Origin of the sequence: Burkholderia sp. SIMBA_051, assembly GCF_046534915.1 — a bacterium.
Taxonomy (GTDB): domain Bacteria; phylum Pseudomonadota; class Gammaproteobacteria; order Burkholderiales; family Burkholderiaceae; genus Burkholderia; species Burkholderia ambifaria.
The window spans coordinates 27,136-48,850 of sequence record NZ_JAWRXS010000019.1; the positions used below are offsets into that span (position 1 = coordinate 27,136).

Here is a 21,715-nt window from a genome sequence, read left to right on the forward strand (position 1 = left end):
GAAAACGCCCCGCCCTCTGACGAGGTGCGGGGCGTGCGGCGGGCCGCGCGGCCGGAATCAGTGGCGAACCAGCGCCATCATCGCGCCGAAGCCGACGAAGATGCCGCCCGTCAGACGGTTGAAGACCTTCGCGACGCTCTGGCTCTTGAGCGTCGCGCCAATGCGCGTGCCGAACGACGCGTAGACGAGATACCAGCTCACCTCGATCACCGCGAACGTGACGACGAGGATGCCGAATTGCGGCAGCGTCGGCTCGGCGGCGTTGATGAACTGCGGCAGCAGCGCGGCCGCGAACAGGATCGCCTTCGGGTTGCTGCCCGCGACCAGGAAACCATTGCGGAACAGCGTCCAGCGCGATGCCGACGCGCCCTGCGAAACGGCGTCGACGTCGCCGGCCGGCGCGTCGTCGACGCGTGCGCGCCACGCCTTCACGCCGAGATAGATCAGATAGGCCGCGCCCGCCAGGCGCAGTCCATCGAACATCGCCGGCCATGCCTCGAGGACCGCCCCGAGCCCCGCCGCGGACACCGCCAGCATCAGCACCAGCGCGCTCAGGCAGCCGGCCATCGTCGCCGACGAGCGGCGCAACCCGTGCCGCGCGCCGTGCGTCATCACGAGCAGCATGTTCGGACCCGGAATCGCCGACACGACGAACACCGTCGCCACGAAAAGCCACCACGTATGCAGGTTCATGACCGCCCCGACCGAAAGAAAAATGAAATGTCGATTATGCCGCGTGCACGGCGTTGCTGTCGCGCGTCGGCTCAGCGGCCCGCGCGGCGCAGCGCGACTTCGCCGAGCACCGCGAAGTCCTGCTCGCCGCCGCCGTGCGCGAGCGCATCGAGCAGGCTGTCGCGCACGACGCTCGCCACCGGCAGCGGCACCGACACAGCGTCGCCGGCCTGCAGCGCGAGCCGCACGTCCTTCAGCCCGAGGCGCGCCTTGAAACGCGCGGGTTCGTAGCTGCGCTCGGCGATCATCCCGCCGTAGCCTTCGTAGACCGGCCCCGGGAACACGCTGTTCGTGATCACGTCGAGGAAATCGCGCATCGCGACGCCGTGCGCGCCGAGCAGCGCGGACGCCTCGCCGAGCGTCTCGATCGCCGACGCGAGCGTGAAGTTCGCCGCGATCTTCGCGACGTTCGCATGCTGCGGCAGCGAGCCGAACCGCCAGGTCTTCTGGCCGATCGCGTCGAACAGCGGCTGCACGCGGTCGATCGCCTCGGCCGGGCCGCCGGCCATGATCGTCAGGCGCGCGGCGGCCGCGACGTCCGGGCGCCCCATCACGGGCGCGGCGACGTACTGGAGGCCGCGCGACGCGTGGGCGTGCGCGAGCGATTCGGCGAGCGCGACCGACACCGTCGCCATGTTCACGTGGATCAGGCCGCGCGGCGCGTCGGCGAGCAGCGCGTCGTCGAATACTTCGCGCGCGGCCGCATCGTCGGCGAGCATCGAGAACACGGCATCGCCGCGAAACGCATCGGCCGGGGTAGCGACGATCCGCGCGCCCAACGCGGCGAGCGGCTCGGCGCGCTCGCGCGACCGGTTCCAGACCCGCACGGCGTGCCCGGCCTTCAGCAGGTTCGTCGCGATCGCCTGCCCCATTTCGCCCAGTCCGATAAATCCAAGATCCATTTCCCGCTCCTTCGACCCGTGAAGCGGGGAGTTAAACACAGATGGCGGCGGCCTGCAGCCCCCCGCCACCGGCCGCGCGCGGTGCGATACTGCGCGCATGGCGACCGCGACCTTCCGCTTCCACGGCGAACTGAACGCGTTTCTCGCACGCGCGCAGCGCGAGTGCGCGTTCGCGCACGCGTTTGCGCGCGATGCGACGGTCAAGCACGCGGTCGAGGCGCTCGGCGTCCCGCATACGGAAATCGGCCGGCTCTGCGTGAACGGCGCGCCGGCCGCGCTCGACCGGCCGCTGGCCGACGGCGACCGGGTCGACATCCATCCGGAACGCGCGCGGCCGGCCAGCGAATCGCCGGTGCAGCAGCAGCCGGAGCGCTGGCGCTTCGTCGCCGACGCGCATCTCGGCGGCCTTGCGCAGCTCCTGCGCCTCGCCGGCTTCGACACCTGCTACGACAACCACTACCGCGACGACGAACTCGTCGCGCTCGCCGCGCGCGAAGGCCGGATCGTGCTGACCCGCGACCGCGAGCTGCTGAAGCGCCGCGCGGTCGTACGCGGCTGCTACCTGCACGCGCAGCAGCCGGACGCGCAGCTGCACGAGCTGTTCGCGCGGCTCGATCTCGCGCCGCACATGCGGCCGTTCCGGCTGTGCCTGCGCTGCAACGCGCCGCTGCACGCGCTCGATGCGGTGGACGCCGCGCCGCGCGTGCCAGCGGGCGTGCGCCAGCGGCACCGGCGCTTTGCCGCGTGCGACGTGTGCCGGCGCGTGTTCTGGGAAGGGTCGCACTGGCGGCGCATGCGCGCGGTGGTCGATGCGATGCGCGCGCTGCCGCCCGGCGCACCGGACGCGGCGGACGCGTAAAAAAACCCCGCAGGCCGGAGCGTGCGGGGTTTCTCGGCGGGCGGCCGGCGATGCCGGCCCCGACGAAGCGTGCTTAGTTTGCTGCGCCTGCGTCGTTCGTGCCGGCTGCCGAAGCGGCTGCGGCCTTCGCCTTGCCCTTGGCCGAGCCGTGCTGCTTCAGTGCGTGCTTCGGCTTGGTGTGATCCTTCTTCATCGGTGCCGGTGCGGAAGCCGACATGTCGCCTACCGGCGCGGACGCCTGTGCGAATGCCGAAACCGATGCGAGAGCGAGTGCTGCGGTCATGATCGAAGCGAGCGTCTTCTTCATTGTTCTTCCTTTAGTGGAGAAAAAATCAAACGTACCGGTAAGAGATGCGAGGCATCCGCATCGGGACATCAGTCGCGCCGGGTTGACGGTCGCCGCCGGGCGGGTCGGCTCTCGCCTCTTCGCCTCGGCAAATACTGACGCACTCGCTCCATAACGCACCGGCCGCACCGCGAGTTGACACGTTGCCCGCAACCCTCGGGTTTCCCCCGACGTACGGGCTTGCGGCCCGCCCGACGCGCCGCCGGGACCTGCGTCAATCGTCCGACAAACCGGCTCTCGCGCCCGCCGCGGCGACGCTATACTGGCGTCCTTCCGTCCCAACCGGAGCGCGGCCGGTCACGCTACCGCCGCCGTCGCGAGGCGCCCAAATTGCCCGACCACAATCTGGACAAACTGAAAATCGACCGGCGTCCGATCGCGCCCGCGCCCCGCCGGCGCCGGTGGGTCCGCTATGCGGTCGCCGCCGTGCTCGTGATCGTCGCGATCGTCGCCGCGCTCGCGCTCACCGGCCGCCCGACGGTCGACACGACCTCCGTCACGTCCGCGTACCCGTACCAGAACGACACCCAGCTCAATGCGACCGGCTACGTCGTGCCGCAGCGCAAGGCCGCGGTCGCGTCGAAGGGCCAGGGGCGCGTCGAATGGCTCGGCGTGCTCGAAGGCACGCGCGTGAAGAAGGGCGAGATCATCGCGCGGCTCGAGAGCCGTGACGTGGAAGCCTCGCTGGCGCAGGCCCGCGCGCAGGTGCTGGTGTCCCGCGCGAACCTCGGCGTCGCGCAGGCGGAACTGAAGGACGCGCAGATCGCGCTGCGCCGCAGCGCCGTGCTCGCCCCGAAGGGCGCGGTGCCGGCCGCCCAGCTCGACACCGATACGGCCCGCGCGAACAAGGCGCGCGCGACGCTCGGCAGCGACCAGGCCGCGATCGCGTCCGCCGAAGCGAACGCGCAGGCCGCGCAGGTCGCGGTCGACCAGACGGTGATCCGCGCGCCGTTCGACGGCATCGTGCTCGCGAAGCACGCGAACGTCGGCGACAACATCACGCCGTTCTCGTCGGCGTCGGACAGCAAGGGCGCCGTCGTGACGATCGCCGACATGGACACGCTCGAGGTCGAGGCCGACGTCGCGGAATCGAACATCGCGAAGATCCGCGCGGAACAGCCGTGCGAGATCCAGCTCGACGCGCTGCCCGACATGCGCTTCGCGGGCCGCGTGTCGCGCATCGTGCCGACCGTCGACCGCTCGAAGGCGACGGTGCTCGTGAAGGTGCGCTTCGTCGACCGCGACGAGCGGGTGCTGCCCGACATGAGCGCGAAGATCGCGTTCCTGTCGAAGCCCGCGTCGGCGCAGGACCGCCAACCGGTGACGGCCGTGCAGGCGAGCGCCGTGGTCGAGCGCGACGGCCGGCCGGTCGTGTTCGTCGTGAAGGACGACACCGTGCGCGCAACGGCGGTGACGACCGGCACGCGGATCGGCGAACTCGTCGCGATTCGCGGCGTGAAGCCCGGCGACACGGTCGTGCTCGCGCCGGGCGCGAAGCTGAAGGACGGCGCGAAAGTGACCGTCGCGAAGAAATAGCGTGGCGCGCGTGAACGACGCCTCGCCTCCCCTCGTCGAGATCAGCCACGTCGCGAAGTCGTACCGGCGCGGCAACCAGGTCGTGCCGGTGCTGACCGACATCACGCTCGCCATCGGCGAAGGCGACTTCGTCGCGCTGATGGGGCCGTCGGGTTCCGGCAAGAGCACGCTGCTCAATCTCGTCGCCGGCATCGACCGGCCCGACAGCGGCGAACTGCGCGTGGGCGGCCTCGACATCTCGCGGCTCGAGGAAGCGCAGCTGGCCGAATGGCGCGCGGCGAACGTCGGCTTCATCTTCCAGTTCTACAACCTGATGCCCGTGCTCACCGCGTTCGAGAACGTCGAGCTGCCGCTGATGCTCACGCACCTGTCGCGCCGCGAACGGCGCGAGCGCGTCGAGCTGGTGCTCGACATGGTGAACCTCGGCGACCGGACCAGTCATTACCCGTCCGAGCTGTCGGGCGGCCAGCAGCAGCGCGTCGCGATCGCGCGTGCGCTGATCACCGACCCGGTGCTGATCGTCGCCGACGAGCCGACCGGCGACCTCGACCGCGCGTCGGCCAGCGACGTGCTCACGATGCTGCAACGGATGAACGCCGAGCTCGGCAAGACGATCATCATGGTGACCCACGATGCGCACGCGGCCGGCGCCGCGCAGTCGCTCGTGCATCTGGAAAAAGGGGAGCTGATCGATGGGCACGCCGTCTGACCGGCGGGAGCGCGCGCGATGTACGTGCTGAAGCTGATCGCGCGCAATGCGCTGCGGCACCGGCTGCGCACGCTGTTGACCGTGCTCGGACTGACCATCGCGGTGCTGGCGTTCGGGCTGCTGCATACCGTGGTCGACGCGTGGTACGCGGGCGCGGCCGCCGCGTCGAGCGGCCGGCTCGTCACGCGCAACGCGATCTCGCTCGTGTTCCCGCTGCCGGTCAGCTACGAGAACCGGATCCGCGGCGTCGACGGCGTGACGGCCGTGGTCCGCTCGAACTGGTTCGGCGGCGTGTATCGCGACCCGAAGAACTTCTTCGCGAGCTTCGCGGTATCGGAAAACTATCTCGACCTGTATCCGGAATTCCTCCTGCCCGCGCAGCAGCGCGCCGACTACGATCGCGACCGCCGCGGCTGCCTGGTCGGGCGCCAGCTCGCTACGCAGTTCGGCTTCAAGGTCGGCGACGTGATCCCGCTGAAGGGCACGATCTATCCGGGCACGTGGGACTTCGTCGTGCGCGGCATTCTCGACGGCCGCGACGACTCGACGATCACGCGCCAGCTCGTGTTCCACTGGGACTACCTGAACGAGACGGTGCGCAAGCGCACGCCGAAGCAGGCCGACCAGGTCGGCGTGTTCGTGGTCGGCGTCGCGAATCCGGACGATGGCGCCGCGATCGCGCGCAACGTCGACGCGGTATTCAAGAACTCGCTCGCCGAAACGCTGACCGAGACCGAGCAGGCGTTCCAGCTCGGCTTCGTCGCGATGTCGAACCAGATCATCGCGGCGATCCGCGTCGTGTCGTACGTGGTGATCCTGATCATCATGGCCGTGATGGCGAACGCGATGGCGATGAGCGCGCGCGAACGGACCGCCGAATACGCGACGCTGAAGGCGCTCGGCTTCGGCCCCGGCTTTCTCGCGCTGATCGTGTTCGGCGAATCGGTGGTGATCGCGGTGGCCGGCGGCGGGCTCGGGATACTTGCGACGCCGCCGGCCGCGAGCCTCTTCAAGCAGGCCGCGGGCGGCATCTTCCCGGTGTTCAAGGTATCGACCGAGACGATGGCGCTGCAGGCCGCATGCTCGGTCGCGGTCGGCATCGCGGCCGCGCTCGTGCCGGCGTGGCAGGCCGCGCGCGTGCGCGTGGTCGAAGGCCTGCGGGCGATCGGCTAGGCGCGCTCATGGCGATTCCGTTGACCTACATCGCGCGCAACCTGTGGACCCGGCGGCTCACCACCGCGCTCACTGCAGGCGGGATGGCGCTCGTGATCTTCGTGTTCGCGACGGTGCAGATGCTCGACGCGGGGCTCACGAAGACGCTCGTGTCGACCGGCGAACCCGACAACGCCGTGGTGATCCGCAAGGGCGCCGAAACCGAGATCCAGAGTTCGATCGACCACCAGCAGGCCAACGCGCTCGAGATGCATCCGGCCGTCGCGCTCGGCCCTGACGGCCGGCCGCGGGTGTCGAAGGAAGCCGTCGTGCTGATTTCGCTCGTGAAGACGTCGAGCGGCAAGCCGTCGAACGTCGTGATCCGCGGCGTGTCGCCGGCCGGCCTCGCGATGCGGCCGCACGTGAAGCTCGTGGCCGGGCGCACGTTCGCGCCGGGTTCGTCGGAGATCGTCGTCGGCAGCGCGATCGCGAAAGGCTTCAGCGGCACGCAGCTCGGCGACAGCCTGCATTTCGCGCAGCGCGACTGGACCGTGGTCGGCGTGTTCGACGCCGACGGCAGCGGCTTCGATTCGGAGATCTGGGGCGACGTCGACCAGCTGATGCAGTCGTTCCGGCGCACGAGCTACTCGTCGATGGTGCTGCGCATCCCCAGCGCCGACGGCTTCGCGCGCTTCAAGGCCGACATCGACGTCGACCCGCGGCTGACCGACGAGGCGAAGCGCGAACAGACTTTCTATGGTGACCAGTCGAAGGCGCTGTCGCGGTTCATCAACATTCTCGGCATCACGCTGTCGACGATCTTCTCGATCGCCGCGATGATCGGCGCGATGATCACGATGTACGCATCGGTCGCGAACCGCACCGCCGAGATCGGCACGCTGCGCGCGCTCGGCTTCAAGCGCATGAACGTGCTCGCCGCGTTCCTGCTGGAAGCGCTGCTGCTCGGCTTCGTCGGCGGTGTCGCGGGGCTCGCGTGCGCGTCGCTGATGGAGTTCGCGTCGTTCTCGACGACCAACTTCCAGACCTTCGCCGACCTGTCGTTCCGCTTCGTGCTGACGCCCGCGATCGTCGTGAAGACGCTGCTGTTCTCGCTCGTGATGGGCCTCGTCGGCGGGTTCCTGCCGGCGATGCGCGCCGCGCGGCTGAACATCGTCGACGCGCTGCGCGCGCGGTGATGTGCGCGGCCGGTCACGCCCGGCGCTCGCGCGGCACCCACGCGCCGTGGAAGCCGGCGGGCACGCGACGCGGCAGGTGCACCGTCGCGACCGGCGCCGCATCGATCGCGCGGGCATCGAGGATCACGACGTCGCTCGTATCCGTCGCCGCGCGGTAGACCACCACCAGCAGCCAGCCGTCGTCTTCGTCGGTACCGCCCGGGCGCGGCACGAACACCGGCTCGCCGTTCTGGTCGCCGGCCGGCACCGCGTAACGCGTCGTCGTGCCGCGCACGTGGTCGAAGCGCATCACGCCGCGCATTTCCGCGTTGTTCGGCTGCTCGACCGCATACAGATAGCGGTAGCAGCGCCCCGTCCTGCTTTCGTTGATGCGCGGCAGCTCGATGCCGCCGTCGGCGAGCGGCCCTTCGTCGACCAGTCCGTTCGCGGTATCGATCACGTAGCGCCACAGCTCGCCGACCGGGTTGTCGGCAAAGCGGCCGGTGCGCGCGTCGAGCCGCAGGAACCATGGATAGCGAACCACGTCGAGCACGATGCACGACGCGTCGCAGTCGTACGCGTTCACGACGTGCTGGATGAAGCACGGCTCGATGCCGAACCAGCGCACGTCGCCGCCGTGGCGCGGGATCACGCCGATCCGTGCGTCGCGGTCGTCGTGCCAGCGCAGCGGCATCCGGTGCCCCTGCTTCAGCATCGCGAAGTCGTAGCCGACATTCAGGTCGAGCAGCAGGCTGCGGGTTTCGGTGATCGCGAGGTCGTGCATCATCGACGGCGCGCGCACGTCGACGGCGAGGTCGACGCGCTGCACGCCGTGCGCGTCCGCGACACCGTAGCGCAGCCACGGTTCGCGCCAGTCCGCGCGAAACAGGATCAGCTCGCCCGTCACCGGATCGACCTTCGGATGCGCGGTCATCGCGCCGCCGAGCGCCGCGTGCCGCGCGGGTGCGCCGAGCGTGTCGAGCGCGGCCGTGATCGCGAGCGGCGCGCCGCCTTCGGCCAGCGCCAGCAATTCGCCCGCGTGCTGCAGGAGGTTCACATTCGGATTGGTGTCGGGCAGGTGCGGCGCCTGCGCGGGTGCATGCACGGCGGCCCAGCGCCGCGTGCGCGCCCAGCGGTTCCGGTAGCCGGCCGCGCGGCCGTTTTCGAAGGCGATCGCATGCAGCATCGCCGCCTCCGGCCACCACGACAGCACGTCGTTCCCGTCGAAGCGACCGCCCGGCGGATTCGGGCCGTTGCGCAGCAGCGTGCCGTCGAGTTCGGGCGGGATCGTGCCGGTCACGCGCAGCCCGACGACGTCGACTTCGTCGGCGACCGGCGCGATCGCACCGCGGTTCAGGTCGAATACGGTCATCGCATCGGCGCTCTGTCAGCAGTCTTCGGTCGACGGCGGCAGGTCGCCGCGCGCCAGCGCGAGCGCATGGTCGCGCACGTCGTCCGGCCAGCCGGCGATCAGCTCGGCCAGCCGCGCGAGATCGTTCGCATACAACGCACGCGCGGCTTCCTCGAAACCCGGCAGGTCGCCCGCGATCGCGGACATGAAGTGATACGCACGCGCTTGCGCGTCGCGACGCCGGTCGGCCGCCGCATGCGTGCGCCGCGCGTCCTCGACCAGCTTGCGCAGCGCGACCGACGCGCCGCCCGGCTGCGCGGCGAGCCAGTCCCAGTGACGCGGCAGCAACGTGACTTCGCGCGACACGACGCCGAGCTTCGGGCGGCCGCGGCCGCGTGGTTCGCCCTCGCCGGTCGGCTCGCCGGCGGGTGCGGACGCATCGGCTGGCGCCGCCGCGTATCGCGCGCGGATCTCGTCCGCCGTGCCGCGCAGGTCGAGGTCGATCGCGCGGCCGGTCGCGTCGTCGAAGATCAGGATCGTGCCGGGCGTCGCGTCGCCGGCAGCCTGCCGGACCGCAAGCGCGACCGTCGCGAGCGGCCCCGACACGAGCCGCCGGTGGCCGTCGAAGACCGTGTACGAAGGAAGGAGCGTGGAGAGTGTCATCGTGGTCGCCCGCAGGCTGGAATCAGAATGACGCCATTTTTATCCGGGTATAAATTGAATGTCAATATTATCCGGGTGAAAATGTTGCTCGATGCGCGACGGATCGATTCAATTCCTGAATCGATCAAGTCAGCAATTGGCATGAAAGCGCAATATTCGCCATGACAGAATGACCCGGACGCCCCGACTCGCGGGGCATCGACATCCGGTCTCCGGCCGCCAATACCACCACGAAAAAACGCGCGCACTCGACGCGCCGCCGCACGACGGCACCTTCCGCCCTTCGGAGGAGACAGTCATGAATCCGCTTCACGCATTGCCGGCATCCGTGTCGGCAACGGCCCGGCGCACCCGTGTGCGCTGGCTCGTGCTGACCGTGCTGTTCGCGGTCACGACGATCAACTATGCGGATCGCGCGGCGATCGCGATCGCCGGCCCGGCGCTCGCCCGCGCGATGCACCTGAGCCATGTGCAGATGGGCTTCATCTTCTCGGCGTTCGGCTGGTCGTACGTGATCGCGCAACTGCCGGGCGGCTGGCTGCTCGATCGCTTCGGGTCGCGCATCGTCTATGCGTTCAGCATCTTCTTCTGGTCGCTGTTCACGTTGCTGCAGGGCGGCATCGGCTTCTTCAGCGGTGCGGCCGCGTTCGCGCTGCTGTTCGGGTTGCGCTTCCTGGTCGGTGCGGCCGAGGCGCCGTCGTTCCCGGCCAACAGCCGGATCGTGTCCACCTGGTTCCCAGCCGCCGAACGCGGCACCGCATCGGCGATCTTCAACGCCGCGCAATACGCGGCGACCGTCGTGTTCGCGCCGCTGATGGGCTGGCTCGTGCATGCATTCGGCTGGCAGTCGGTGTTCGCGGTGATGGGCGTGCTCGGCTTCGCGTTCGTGCTGGTGTGGAACCGCACGATGTACGACCCGAAGGCGCACCCGCACGTCAACGATGCGGAGCTCGACTACCTCGCCGAAGGCGGCGCGCTCGTCAACATCGACCAGGCGACCGGCGCGCGCGACGGCGGCCCGTCGATGCGTCACGTGAAGGCGCTGCTGAGGAACCGGATGCTCGTCGGCGTGTACGTCGCGCAGTACTGCATCAACGCGCTCACCTACTTCTTCATCACGTGGTTTCCCGTCTATCTCGTGCAGGCGCGCGGGATGTCGATCCTCAACGCGGGGCTGGTCGCGTCGATCCCGGCCGTGTGCGGGTTCCTCGGCGGGATTCTCGGCGGCATCGTGTCCGACGGGCTGCTCAAGCAAGGCCGGTCGCTGTCGGTCGCGCGCAAGGTGCCGATCGTGATCGGCATGCTGCTGTCGATGTCGATGATCGTCTGCAACTACACCGACTCGCACGTGCTCGTCGTGCTGTTCATGGCGCTGTCGTTCTTCGGCAAGGGCCTCGGCGCGCTCGGCTGGGCCGTCAACGCCGACACCGCGCCGCGCCAGATCGCCGGCCTGAGCGGTGCGCTGCTCAATACCTGCGGCAATCTTTCCAGCATCACGACGCCGATCGCGATCGGCTATATCGTCGACCGCAGCGGCTCGTTCAACGGCGCGCTGGTGTATGTCGTCGCGCACGCACTCGTTGCCGTGATCTGCTACCTGTTCGTCGTCGGCGAAATTCGCCGCGTCGAGCTGAACTGAACTGAACTGAACGGCGCGGGCCGCGCCGGCGCGTCCGGCGGCCCGTGCATCACCGGAACCAGGAGCGAACCGATGTCCGAATCCCGCCGTGCCGGCACGCCGCGCGTCACGCGCATGCAGGTGATCCCCGTCGCCGGCCGCGACAGCATGCTGCTGAACCTGTGCGGCGCGCACGCGCCGTATTTCACGCGAAACCTCGTGATCCTCGACGACAGCAGCGGCCACACGGGCGTCGGCGAAGTGCCCGGCGGCGAAGGTATCCGTCATGCGCTCGAACGGATGACCGACCTCGTGGTCGGCCAGTCGATCGGGCGTTACCAGGCGACGCTCAATGCGGTGCGCGCGGCGCTGTCCGGCGCGGGGGCGGGCGCCGGACGCACGATCCAGCACGAAGTGACGTCGGCCGGCGAGGCGGCCGTGCTGCGCCAGCCGCACGAGATCAACCTGCGGCTCGACAACGTGATCACCGCGATCGAGGCCGCGCTGCTGGACCTGCTCGGCCAGCATCTCGACGTGCCGGTCGCCGCGTTGCTCGGCGAAGGGCAGCAGCGCGACGCGGTGCCGATGCTCGCGTATCTGTTCTACATCGGCGAGCGGCGCCGCACCGACCTGCCGTATCGCGACGAAACGCAGGCAACCGATCCGTGGTTCCGCCTGCGCAACGAAGCCGCGCTCACGCCGGCCGCGATCGCGCGGCAGGCCGAGGCCGCGGTCGAACGCTACGGCTTCGCCGATTTCAAGCTGAAGGGTGGCGTGATGGCCGGCGCGGACGAGATGGAGGCGATCGCGGCGATCAAGGCGCGCTTTCCCGACGCCCGCGCGACGCTCGACCCGAACGGCGCGTGGTCGCTCGACGAAGCGGTCGCGCTGTGCCGCGGGCAAGGCCACCTGCTCGCGTATGCGGAGGACCCGTGCGGGCCGGAAGCCGGCTACTCGGGCCGCGAGGTGATGGCCGAGTTTCGGCGGGCGACCGGCATCCCGACCGCGACCAACATGATCGCGACCGACTGGCGGCAGATGGATCACGCGGTGCGGCTGCAGGCGGTCGACATCCCGCTCGCCGATCCGCACTTCTGGACGATGCAGGGTTCGGTGCGGCTCGCGCAGCTGTGCCGCGACTGGGGGCTCACGTGGGGTTCCCACTCGAACAATCACTTCGACGTGTCGCTCGCGATGTTCACGCACGCGGCCGCGGCGGCGCCCGGCACGATCACCGCGATCGACACGCACTGGATCTGGCAGGAAGGCGACGCGCGGCTCACGCGCGAACCGCTCGAGATCGTCGGCGGCCAGGTGGCCGTGCCCGAGCGGCCGGGGCTCGGGATCGAGCTCGACATGGCGCAGGTCGAGGCCGCGCATGCGCTGTATCGGGAGGTGGGCGGCACGGCGCGCGATGATGCGATGGCGATGCGGTATCTGGTGCCCGGCTGGACGTATGATCCGAAGCGGCCGAGTTTCGGGCGTCGCCGATAGGCACGGGTTCGCGTCGGCGGTCAGGCGTCTTCCGTCAGTCGGCCCGCACTATCGGCTCCGCGCACCCGGCAGCGCGGCCGCGCTCCGCGCGACGCTGCGCGCGATCCGGTCCGCATGCGTTAACCCCGGATCGAGCCCCGGGTCGTAGATCGTGAAGTCGATCCCCGCAACGCGCCCGGACGCGACGAGCGGCCCGAGCAACGTATCGAGCCCATCGAAGTCCAGCCCCGGTGAGCCGGGCGAATCCACGGCAGGAAGTTGCGACTGATCGAGCACGTCGAGATCGACGTGCAACCATACCCGCCGAAGCGCACGCCTGTGCAGCCAGTCGACGAGTTCGCCAGCGACGGCGGCAGGCCCCCGCGCGAGCAACTGCTGGATCGTCGTTTGTGTGATCGCCGTTCGAACGATATCGCCGTAGGCCGCCTCGAACTCGGCGGTTTCCGCGTCGCGCTCGCCGACCTGGCATACGTCGCGATCGTCGACGAGCGGACCATCGAGGTCCGGCCAGGACGTCAGCAGCGGCTCGCCCCGGCCGGTCGCCAGCGCGAGATCCATCCCGGCCGCGGACCCGAGCCGCGTCGACGTGTCGTAATTGCCCGGATGGAAGAAGTCGCTGTGTCCGTCGACGTGGACGAGCCCGCTGCCGCCTGCGCGCCGATTTCCCAGCAGGCACCCGAGCAGGATGCTGCAGTCGCCGCCGAGCACGATCGGAAAGGCGCCCCGTGCGAGCGCACCGGCGATGTGCGCGGCAAGTTCGAGCGAGAACGCGCGGATCGACACGCCGTTACGGATGCGGGTGCCGGGTTGCGGCTCGAACGCGTAGGCAGGATGCGCAAGCCACGCGACGCGCGCGCCCAGACGCGCGGCGAGGCCGGTGGCGAGCAGCGCGTCCGGCCCGCGCCACGTGTCGGGCTCGCGGCCGGCGCCGTTCGGCTTCAGGCCGAGGCTGCTCGGCGCGGCGATGAGTTCGATCGGCCGAACGACGCAGGTTGATGAATGTTCGGCCTGCAGGTCGGATGAAGCGGTCGGCTCCGTCATGACTTCTCCTCGCGCAATCGCGGTCGTCGTGCGTGATAACCTGTGAAAATGCCATCAAAGGTTAGCATCGATTTAACCCATGTCAAAGACTTTACCGGTTATGGAAGCGCACACGTTCGTGGCGCGCGATTTCATCGGCGGTCACGCCGTCCTCGACTTCGTCAACACGGTGACCGGCCGCGACGACACGCCGCGCGACTGGCTGCCCGATTACCACGCGTATCTGGCGTGGCTGGCGTCTGCGACCTTGCTCCCCGCGCTCGACCTGAAGCGGCTCGCGGCCCGCGCGGCCGAAGCCCCGGCGGCGGCCGACCGCGCGTTGCGCGATGCCAAGGGCCTGCGTGAAGCGTTGTTCGGGATCTTCGATGCGCTCGCACACCGCGCATCGCCGGCCGCGGCGGATCTCGCCACGCTGGAGCACGCGTGGCGGAGGGCGGTGAACAGGCAGCGGCTGGTCGCGACGGCCGGACGAGTGGCATTCGGCTACGCGCCGGATACGCGCGGCGACGCGGACCTGCACCTGCCCGCCGAGCGGATTGCGCTCGACGCCGTGAAGCTTCTCGAAGCGATACCGGACGGCCGGCTCCGAATGTGCGCGGGGCAGAATTGCGCGTGGCTGTTCATCGACGGGTCGAAGACCGGGCGTCGCAAGTGGTGCGACATGGCAACCTGCGGAAACGTCGCGAAGGCGCGACGGCACTACCACGCGACGAGGCACGGGCTGGCGGGGGCGGCGCACGATCGCGACGCGGCCGAATAGGAGCGGGCCGGGTCGAAAGCGATACGCGAGGCGCGGGGGTTACGCGCGGGATGCTGGAAAACAAAAAGGGCTCGGTCTTGCGACCGAGCCCTTCGGATTCCGTTGGTGGAGCGGAGGAGGATCGAATCCCTTCGTAGATCGGCCGCCACTCCTCATTCTCCGGTTATCACCACGTGACCCTAGCCCACAAAACTGTCCCATTTGGAAGTGGAAAATTCCGGCATGACGTTGTCATCGAGACCAGCAGGTCATGCCGTGGATGGAGAGCACTTGCCTGCGGATCCCGCAGTGAAAGCGTTTGCAATCCTCTGGCGTGCCGCAGCAAGACGCGTTAGAAAGTCTCGTAAGCTGGCAGCTTTACCTTCAGCACCGGATGGCATGAATTACGTCCTAAGGTTGCCCACGGCAAGCGCAAATGCTCCGGTCGAAACAAGCTGTTCCGCTACGAATGTCGCGGACGAGAAACCTATCAGGCACTACGTTGCTGCGGTCGTGCCACCTCAACATCACTTGCTTCGACGCAACAACAAAGTAAGACATGGGCTCCAAATGAAAGTTGTTTTTTCGCGAAAGGGTTTCGACCAACAGTACGGCGGCATGGCCAGTCCGATCCTGCCGGATGGCAGATTGATTCCGCTCCCGATTCCAAGCGATCACGACCGAACGATGATTGACAACGTGGGCTTCCCTGATCTGGACTTAGATACCATGCTCCGGAACCTGTCCTAGGAGCGGCACAGCTCCACGTCGACGGTCCACTACGAGCCGGACCTCGGCGGCAATCACGTGGCCAACATCCCCGGCTGGCGGCCAGCCTTGGGCCAGACGGGGGCGGCCCAAGGCCACCTTTCCAACAACGGCGTTGGTGCTGGGGACGTCTTCCTGTTCTTTGGATGGTTCCGGCAAGTGGAAAAATCTCGGGGCAGTGGCGCTTTGTGCCGCGTGCGCCGGATTTGCACGTCATGTTCGGTTGGCTGGAAGTCGATCAAGTGCTACCTGTCGTCACTGATCGCCACGTGTCGCTGCAGCGACATCCGTGGATTGCGACGCATCCCCATGTAGCCTCTCCAGAGAGATACACGGATCCGCGAAACACCCTTTACGTCGGACGCGAGCGTTCGGCCTATGTCGACGGTCTCGGGGGTGGGCGATTCCCGTCTCTGCGCCCGCCGTTGCAACTCACGCGGGAGGGGCTGTCGCGTAGCTTCTGGTCCTTGCCGTCGTGGTTCGAGCCGAAGGGCCGGACGCCGCTAACCTATCATCCCCGTGCCGACTGTTGGAAAGTTGAGGGCGATAGTGTGACGCTGAAGACGGCGGCGAAAGGGCAGGAGTTCGTGATCGATGGCAAGACCTACCCGGAGCTGGGGCAGTGGGTAGCAAACCTCATTGGAGATGCTGCATGAAGCTACTCAAGTACGTGATGACGTCGGATACTGGACTTGCCCCGAATCCATACTTTGACATCTGCTCTCTTGCGCTTTGCACGCCTAACCACATGAATGCGCGTCTTCAACCCGGTGACTGGGTTTTGGGGCACTCCTGCAAGGCGACCGGGAATCGCCTGATCTACGCGATGCGTCTAACCAAGGTCCTCGAAATGGACCAGTACTTCTGCGAGTACCCGCAAAAGCGTCCCGTGCTGGACGGTGAGCCCGAACAGAGGTGCGGGGACAACCTCTACTTCCGCGAAGGAACGCATTGGCGAAGGGTGCCTTCTGCGGGACACAACTCCGTGGACTCATTCGCACAGGATCAAGGGAGGTTGGTTTTCTTGGCTGAAGGGTCGGGCAATTTTTGGTATTTCGGTGCGGCGAGTCCGATGCCTGAGTCACTGGCGTTTGCCGACCGATTTCCGGGGCTTATCCTCAGCCGTCAGGGCTTCAAGTACGTGTGCGACGTCGAAACAATCAGTGGATTTGCTCACTGGCTTGAGTCAATTGGCACTCGCGGTCGATTCGGAGACCCGCGCGATAAGGAGCCGGACAATCATCGGCACTACCTGACAGCCATCGAGCCGCAACATGTGTGGCAGCCAGCTTGTGGAGAAGCCAGCTGGGGCAGTCTGACGACTACTGTGGCAGACCATATCGGCGTGAATCACTCCCGGCAAACCGAGAGTCGAGGGTGCGGCACTCCTTCGCCAAGGCAGTATTCCGGAATGCGAGGTGCCAAAGGGATTTGTGGTTCGCGGTGACGTTGATCACGGCGAGGCGTGATGGCACGTTACCCTCAACGGTTGGCACGTCGGACACGGGGATCCCGATTGCAGCGACCTCAAGGTGTAGCCTAGCTGGTTTACTCGTTGCACTCAATTGCAAGAAATGGCGGACACCGCTTGATGGCTGTATTGCGGCTAATGCTCCGATGTTCTGCTAACCCACAACGGCACGCCGAATGCAACGAGCCTGTATTGCGAAGTATCTCCTGCAATCGATTGCACGGATCTCTTTAGCTATTGGCGTACCCGCCGTCAAAGTTGAAACGAAAATCGCGGCACTGTACCGAAAGTGAGGCAACCATAGCAACCGAAGATCGAACCGGAAATCAAGCCGGGCAGCAGTTGCTCTAGGTCGGAGTGAACTTGTCAGTGGATCCCGCAGCAGAGGCGTTTGCGATACTCTGGCGGGCCGCGCCAAGACGCGTTAGACAGTCGGGGAAACCAGCAGCTTCGCCTTCAGCGTCGTAAGGCGCGATTAACGTCCTAAGGCTCCCCACGCAAGCGCAAATGCTCCGGCCGAAACAGGCAGCTTAGCGGCCCGCGTTTGTACCACGCCGTAATACGACATGCGAGCAGGTGGCGTGCGCTATAGCGTGGTGCTCCCGAGCGACACGAACAAACTGTCTGTCCGTCGTACCGAACCCGCGAGGACATAATGAGACGCGAAACGACGTCCTACAAGGTCAAGGGCACCCGATATTACGCTGCCGAGGCGGCCCTTTCGGCGAACGCCCTCAAGACCGGTTCGGCCATCACGCTCGTACGCGAACCGACAAACAAGGTTGATCCTAACGCTGTCGCCGTATACCTCAGTGAGGGCCGACACAAACTGGGACACATCTCGAGGAGCAGCGCGCCAGATGTGGGCGCGAGGCTTGAAAGGAACGGCGTAGACTCGGTGGTGGTCACCTCGATCGAAAGGTTTCCGGAACTGACCATTCGCATCAGCGTTTCATGGAGGGGGAACAAAGGCGGGGACGCGGGACAGCAAAACAATGACCGGCTCTCGGTATCGGCCGAGTCACTTCCTTCGGCTGGCGGCGCCTATTTGTTGCGCCACACCGGAAACGGGCGGATATATGTAGGCTCCTCAATGAACATCCGAGGACGTGCCCTATCCCACGTGTCCGATCTTCAACGCAAAAATCACTGCAATTCCCTGTTGCAGCGGGACTACGACCTATCAGGTGGTGACGTCTTCGAGTTTTCCGTTGTTGGCCTGGCGGCCAATACACTGGAGGCAGAGCGACTGGAGGCGAAAGCGATCGATGAAGCCCGGCGAAACGGGAATACCTTCTACAACATGACGGCAGACGGCAAGGGAGCCGGAATGAAAGTAACCCCGGGATATGGGCAAACGCCAATCGCCCCGTACGTTCCGTCGACCGGAGGGAGTATTGCTCCAGTGCACACACCGGCCGTCTCAGGTTCGAATGGCGCTGGCAAGCGCCGCAGTTCAACGCTGGTCTACTGGGTGGTGGGTATTCTGCTCGTGCTCTTCCTAATAATACGCAAGTGAGTGCGGCATCTGCGTCCGGGGATAAGAGGCGGCGTTGCCTGAGTGTACTAAAACGACCGGTTACGCACTCATTGGCGCTTGCGCTTGCGGATGGGTACAAAAACTAGGGGTTGAATATTCGCACCCCTGTACTAAACTAGAACGATGTTTTCGTACCCTTCGCCGCATTGCGGCCGTGCAACCAATTGCAAACCACAAAGACGCAACTATGAGTCGGGTTTTCGCCTACTGCCGCGTCAGTACCGTCGATCAACATCCGGAGATCCAAGTAGCGGAGATCAAGGTCGCTGGCTTCGATGTCACAGCCAAGCGTACGATCACCGAGCACGTTTCGGGTAGCGTGCCCGCCAGTGAGCGACCTGGATTTCAAAAGCTATTGGACCGCATCGAAGAGGGCGACGTGTTGGTAGTCACCAAGCTAGACCGACTTGGCCGCAGCGCCATCGACGTCCAGCAAACCGTGCATCGACTCGCCGAAATGGGCGTGCGCGTGCATTGTCTTGCCCTCGGCGGCGTCGATCTAACATCAAGCGCCGGAAAGATGACGATGGGCGTCCTGACGGCCGTTGCGCAGTTCGAGCGCGATCTATTGATTGAGAGGACGCAAGCAGGCTTACTGCGCGTAAAGGCCGAAGGCCGCAAACTAGGCCGCCCCTCGGCACTATCGAGCGAGCAGCAAGCAAAAGTGCGGCACCGCCTCGCTCAGGGTGCTACGGTCTACGCGCTCGCCAAAGAGTATGGGGTAGCACGCCAAGTCATCATGCGCGTGCGTGACCGCGCCGCAGCTTGAGTGCCGACGAGGGGCCTGCAATTGATTGCAAACGGCAGTCCCCTACCCCGGCAGGCGAGCCGTCCTGGTGTTCTGTAAATCCGCTACGGTTTCGCCAAACCACAAAAACACCTGGACAACCTCAGAGAAACGATACGGTTCTCGCCACGGTCGACTAATCGCGTGTCAGGTTAGGTCGTGCGTCTGTCTAGATCGCGCTTCCGTGCCGCCATGATTCGGATAGCGGTCACCCTGCGTGAGAGATTAGGCGACCAGTCTTGATAGCTGCGGTTCATTGCGCACCTGGATGCACCATCGAGCGACCGCAGACAATTCGGCAGACCTCTTGGTCATCTCGCGCACCCGGGAGCGGACCTCCAGCAGTTTCGCCTTGGCCGCTGGATTGTTGCCGTGAGAGCACTTGGCCTTCGCAGCATAGAAGTCCTCAATTAATCCGTCAATTTTCTGCCAAACTTTGCGGCGCTCCTCGGCTAGGGGAGCATGTTCGTTCAACTTCAGGCGCTTAACTGTCACATTCACACGTTCCTGCTCCCAGTCTGAGGTGTCAGGAGCCGGAATGACCTTACCTTCTTCATCGAAGGCGATCAGCGATACATCGTCATCGTCGATGGGGTCTAGCAGGTACCGGGCTTCCGATTCCTCGCAAGGCGCAGCGTAGCTCGAGCACAGTGAGCCATCCTTTAGCGGAAACCATCCCCCCTTCTTCCGGTTGCCCACATTTCCGCACACCCGGAAATTCATATAGTCGAAGGCCAACCACCAGTAACCGTCGCGCTCCGTACCATCAAGCGCCCTGGCTTCTTTCTTGGGTCGAAAGTGTTCCACATCGTAGTGTGAATACAGCTCCCTCACTTCAGAGAACCAGCACTTTCCACCGGACAGCGCCAACATCCACTCCTTCAGCGCACCCCAATGTGCGCCATTGGCGGCGATCAGCGCGTTGCGCTCACCACGCTTACCCGCAGCTTCCAATGCAGCCATGTCGGCAACAAGCTGCCTCGACTTCGCCAGCCAGGCGTCCCATTGCGCCTGCGTCCAAGGCATCCATCCCGGGATGTCTACGTCAGTCGGCTTCTTATGTTCCAAATCAATGAAAATCACTTGCCGCCCTCCTCACGCAAGATCTCATCAATGATGTCGTCTGCGATACGATCTTGCTCGGCCTGCTCTTCCGGCGTGAGTGTTGGCTTGCGGAACTTTCGATGCTGCGCCATCTTGCGCACGAATAAAGCGTAGTCGGGATCGCGAAAATCGGCAGTTGAAAAGCCGAGATCAGCAAGCTCAGTAGATAGACGTGATAGTTCCGCATCCTCCTCACGCGTGCGTGGTGACATCACAAACAGCTCGTTGCGGCGGAAAAGGCGCCGCTCCGTCTCGATGTCCAGCGTGGACGATAGGCCGAACATCTCGCTCTTGAGTAGCCCGGTCACCCCCATGCCCTGCGGGTGCTCGTCTGGTGTCTCCACTACAGAGCGCTGTCCGTTCCGACGCAGAATGTGCACTTGCTCACGCTTCAAGCTGCCCACCATCATCGGATCATGGGTGGTGATGATGATCTGCGATTCGCCTTGCGTCAGTTGGCCGACGTCTGCGCTCAGCACACCCTCGATGTCATCGAAGTAGCGCAGCTTCCAGATCGGGTTCAGATGCGTATCCGGCTCGTCGAGCAGGAACAGGCAATGGTCTTCCCGGGTGATTCGCATCAAGCCCAGCACTGTGAGCATCTGCAATTCGCCTTCGGAGAGCTGGGTGAAGCTCACCTTACCGCCGTGATCGTCGCGCTTCTTTACAGTGATACGCACCTCGTCGATCAGGTCGCCGATATAAGCCCCTTCGGCATAGCGGAAGAAGCTGTCGGTGCCCCCAACCAGCTCGCCCAACTGCTTGAGCTTGGCGTGGCTGGGCACGAAGAGGTAAAGCTGTTTCTGCTTCTCGGTGCGGCCCCGGAAATCGACCTGCCGCGTGGTTTCCTGTTCAATGGGCGCCCAAGCCACTTGCCAAAGCTTGTCGAGAAACTCGCTAACCACATTGCCGCGCGCATACCAGAAGCGGGGGTCGCCTTCGTTAAGCTCGTTCTCCTCGAATTTGCCCTCGCGGCGCTTGGTGCGCAGGCGGTGCGGCTCCTTCAGCACGAACAGTGCGGACTCCAGCGATTCGATGTGCAGGTTCTTCAGGACCTTCTGAAAGACAGGGTCGTCTGACAGCAGGCAAGCCAGCAGCACCAACTGGCTATGGCCGCCGCGGCAATAGAACAGCCGGCGCAGGCGGTCATCGCCCGCCTGCTTTAGCCGTGCCTCGCGGCGACGCTTGACTTCTTCTACCGCGCGGATGTCGGCGTCGCTGGCAGTGAAGTTCTCCAGCAACTGCTCGGGCAGCACCTCGTCGGTGGTGATTTCCTGCCGCTGGTTGAAGCGGCGCTGATGCTCCTGAAACAAGGCCTCGATGCGCTCGTTGCGGCCGGAGTAGTAGGCAAAAATGTGCGAGGGCAGCAGCTCACGGTTTTTCAGTAGATAACCTTGCGACTCGCTCTTGCCATTCAGCCAGACGAAGGGGCGCTTCTGTTTGGCCGTGTCGGCCTGGATACGCACCGAATTTCCACGGATATCGTATTCCAGCGTGTAGTCCAGCGCGGCATCCCGGTCCAGATCGATGTCGCGGAAGATGGTGATCAACGCCTCGATCAGATTGGACTTGCCGATGCCGTTCTGGCCGATCAGGGAATGGCTGCGAATGGATTTGGTGGTTACGTCTGCGTCCGCGCCAGGAATTGGGGAAAGATGCGTCGCAAAGTCGATCACCAACTCGCGTAAGTTGCGGAAGTGCGGGATGGCTAGATGCTTAAGCTGCATG

The 21,715-nt window shown here is 65.7% G+C and carries 19 protein-coding genes and 1 pseudogene; 12 read left to right on the plus strand and 8 right to left on the minus strand.

The window, feature by feature from the left end:
- Positions 1-57 precede the first annotated feature (57 nt).
- Positions 58-693, minus strand: a complete 636-nt coding sequence (locus tag SB771_RS32465; protein WP_126227001.1) for a LysE family translocator — start codon at positions 691-693, stop codon at positions 58-60.
- A gap of 71 nt (positions 694-764) precedes the next feature.
- A complete protein-coding gene (locus SB771_RS32470; RefSeq protein WP_279607324.1) occupies positions 765-1,733 on the minus strand; it encodes an NAD(P)-dependent oxidoreductase in 969 nt (322 codons plus the stop codon).
- Here SB771_RS32470 and SB771_RS32475 point away from each other — a divergent pair.
- Positions 1,732-2,493 (plus strand): Mut7-C RNAse domain-containing protein, encoded by a 762-nt coding sequence (locus SB771_RS32475; RefSeq protein ID WP_175661425.1) that lies wholly within the window; start codon positions 1,732-1,734, stop codon positions 2,491-2,493. The two genes, SB771_RS32470 and SB771_RS32475, sit on opposite strands and share 2 nt — an antisense overlap.
- A 73-nt stretch (positions 2,494-2,566) precedes the next feature.
- Here SB771_RS32475 and SB771_RS32480 read toward each other — a convergent pair whose 3' ends face one another.
- Positions 2,567-2,800 (minus strand): hypothetical protein, encoded by a 234-nt coding sequence (locus SB771_RS32480; RefSeq protein WP_175661424.1) that lies wholly within the window; start codon positions 2,798-2,800, stop codon positions 2,567-2,569.
- Positions 2,801-3,169: 369 nt separating this feature from the next.
- Here SB771_RS32480 and SB771_RS32485 point away from each other — a divergent pair, with 369 nt between their 5' ends.
- From SB771_RS32485 to SB771_RS32500, 4 genes are read left to right on the plus strand one after another with little or no spacing between them, the layout of a single operon-like run.
- Positions 3,170-4,375, plus strand: a complete 1,206-nt coding sequence (locus SB771_RS32485) for an efflux RND transporter periplasmic adaptor subunit (RefSeq protein ID WP_175661423.1) — start codon at positions 3,170-3,172, stop codon at positions 4,373-4,375.
- 10 nt (positions 4,376-4,385) lie between these two features.
- Entirely contained in the window at positions 4,386-5,084 is a 699-nt protein-coding gene (locus SB771_RS32490) for an ABC transporter ATP-binding protein (RefSeq protein WP_175661422.1), read from the plus strand.
- A gap of 18 nt (positions 5,085-5,102) precedes the next feature.
- On the plus strand, positions 5,103-6,257 hold the full coding sequence (locus tag SB771_RS32495; protein ID WP_175657562.1) for an ABC transporter permease: 1,155 nt from the start codon (positions 5,103-5,105) through the stop codon (positions 6,255-6,257).
- 8 nt (positions 6,258-6,265) lie between these two features.
- Positions 6,266-7,432, plus strand: coding sequence for an ABC transporter permease (locus tag SB771_RS32500; RefSeq protein WP_175661421.1), 1,167 nt, complete (start codon positions 6,266-6,268; stop codon positions 7,430-7,432).
- A 13-nt stretch (positions 7,433-7,445) separates the two neighbouring features.
- Here the strand turns inward: SB771_RS32500 and SB771_RS32505 are convergent, their stop codons facing one another.
- The gene (locus SB771_RS32505; RefSeq protein ID WP_175661420.1) at positions 7,446-8,783 is read right to left on the minus strand and encodes a carotenoid oxygenase family protein; all 1,338 of its coding nucleotides are present in this window, start codon (positions 8,781-8,783) and stop codon (positions 7,446-7,448) included.
- A gap of 15 nt (positions 8,784-8,798) precedes the next feature.
- Positions 8,799-9,425, minus strand: coding sequence for a DUF2239 family protein (locus SB771_RS32510; protein ID WP_175661419.1), 627 nt, complete (start codon positions 9,423-9,425; stop codon positions 8,799-8,801).
- 298 nt (positions 9,426-9,723) lie between these two features.
- On the opposite strand from SB771_RS32510, the gene SB771_RS32515 reads away from it, so the two are divergent.
- Together SB771_RS32515 and SB771_RS32520 are read left to right on the plus strand one after the other, a co-directional pair.
- On the plus strand, positions 9,724-11,064 hold the full coding sequence (locus SB771_RS32515; RefSeq protein WP_175661418.1) for an MFS transporter: 1,341 nt from the start codon (positions 9,724-9,726) through the stop codon (positions 11,062-11,064).
- Positions 11,065-11,136: 72 nt separating this feature from the next.
- The gene (locus SB771_RS32520) at positions 11,137-12,537 is read left to right on the plus strand and encodes an enolase C-terminal domain-like protein (RefSeq protein ID WP_175661417.1); all 1,401 of its coding nucleotides are present in this window, start codon (positions 11,137-11,139) and stop codon (positions 12,535-12,537) included.
- A gap of 48 nt (positions 12,538-12,585) precedes the next feature.
- On the opposite strand, the gene SB771_RS32525 is transcribed toward SB771_RS32520, so the two are convergent.
- Positions 12,586-13,578 (minus strand): arginase family protein, encoded by a 993-nt coding sequence (locus tag SB771_RS32525; protein WP_175661416.1) that lies wholly within the window; start codon positions 13,576-13,578, stop codon positions 12,586-12,588.
- 79 nt (positions 13,579-13,657) lie between these two features.
- On the opposite strand from SB771_RS32525, the gene SB771_RS32530 reads away from it, so the two are divergent.
- From SB771_RS32530 to SB771_RS32550, 5 genes and pseudogenes are all read left to right on the plus strand, one after another.
- Positions 13,658-14,338 (plus strand): CGNR zinc finger domain-containing protein, encoded by a 681-nt coding sequence (locus SB771_RS32530; RefSeq protein WP_244096820.1) that lies wholly within the window; start codon positions 13,658-13,660, stop codon positions 14,336-14,338.
- Positions 14,339-14,935: 597 nt separating this feature from the next.
- Positions 14,936-15,741, plus strand: a pseudogene (locus SB771_RS32535) (hypothetical protein).
- Positions 15,738-16,532 carry a hypothetical protein gene (locus tag SB771_RS32540; RefSeq protein ID WP_175661415.1) on the plus strand — a complete coding sequence of 265 codons (795 nt, stop codon included), beginning with the start codon at positions 15,738-15,740 and terminating at the stop codon, positions 16,530-16,532. Before SB771_RS32535 ends, SB771_RS32540 begins: the two are co-directional and overlap by 4 nt.
- Positions 16,533-17,211: 679 nt before the next feature.
- On the plus strand, positions 17,212-18,075 hold the full coding sequence (locus tag SB771_RS32545; protein ID WP_175661414.1) for an HIRAN domain-containing protein: 864 nt from the start codon (positions 17,212-17,214) through the stop codon (positions 18,073-18,075).
- Between the two features lie 208 nt (positions 18,076-18,283).
- On the plus strand, positions 18,284-18,865 hold the full coding sequence (locus SB771_RS32550; RefSeq protein WP_175661413.1) for a recombinase family protein: 582 nt from the start codon (positions 18,284-18,286) through the stop codon (positions 18,863-18,865).
- A 243-nt stretch (positions 18,866-19,108) separates the two neighbouring features.
- Here SB771_RS32550 and SB771_RS32555 read toward each other — a convergent pair whose 3' ends face one another.
- Complete coding sequence (locus SB771_RS32555; protein WP_175661412.1) at positions 19,109-19,966, minus strand: hypothetical protein; 858 nt, start codon at positions 19,964-19,966, stop codon at positions 19,109-19,111.
- Positions 19,963-21,714 (minus strand): AAA family ATPase, encoded by a 1,752-nt coding sequence (locus SB771_RS32560; protein WP_175661411.1) that lies wholly within the window; start codon positions 21,712-21,714, stop codon positions 19,963-19,965. The genes SB771_RS32555 and SB771_RS32560 overlap by 4 nt, the downstream gene beginning before the upstream one ends.
- Between the last annotated feature and the right edge of the window lies 1 nt (position 21,715).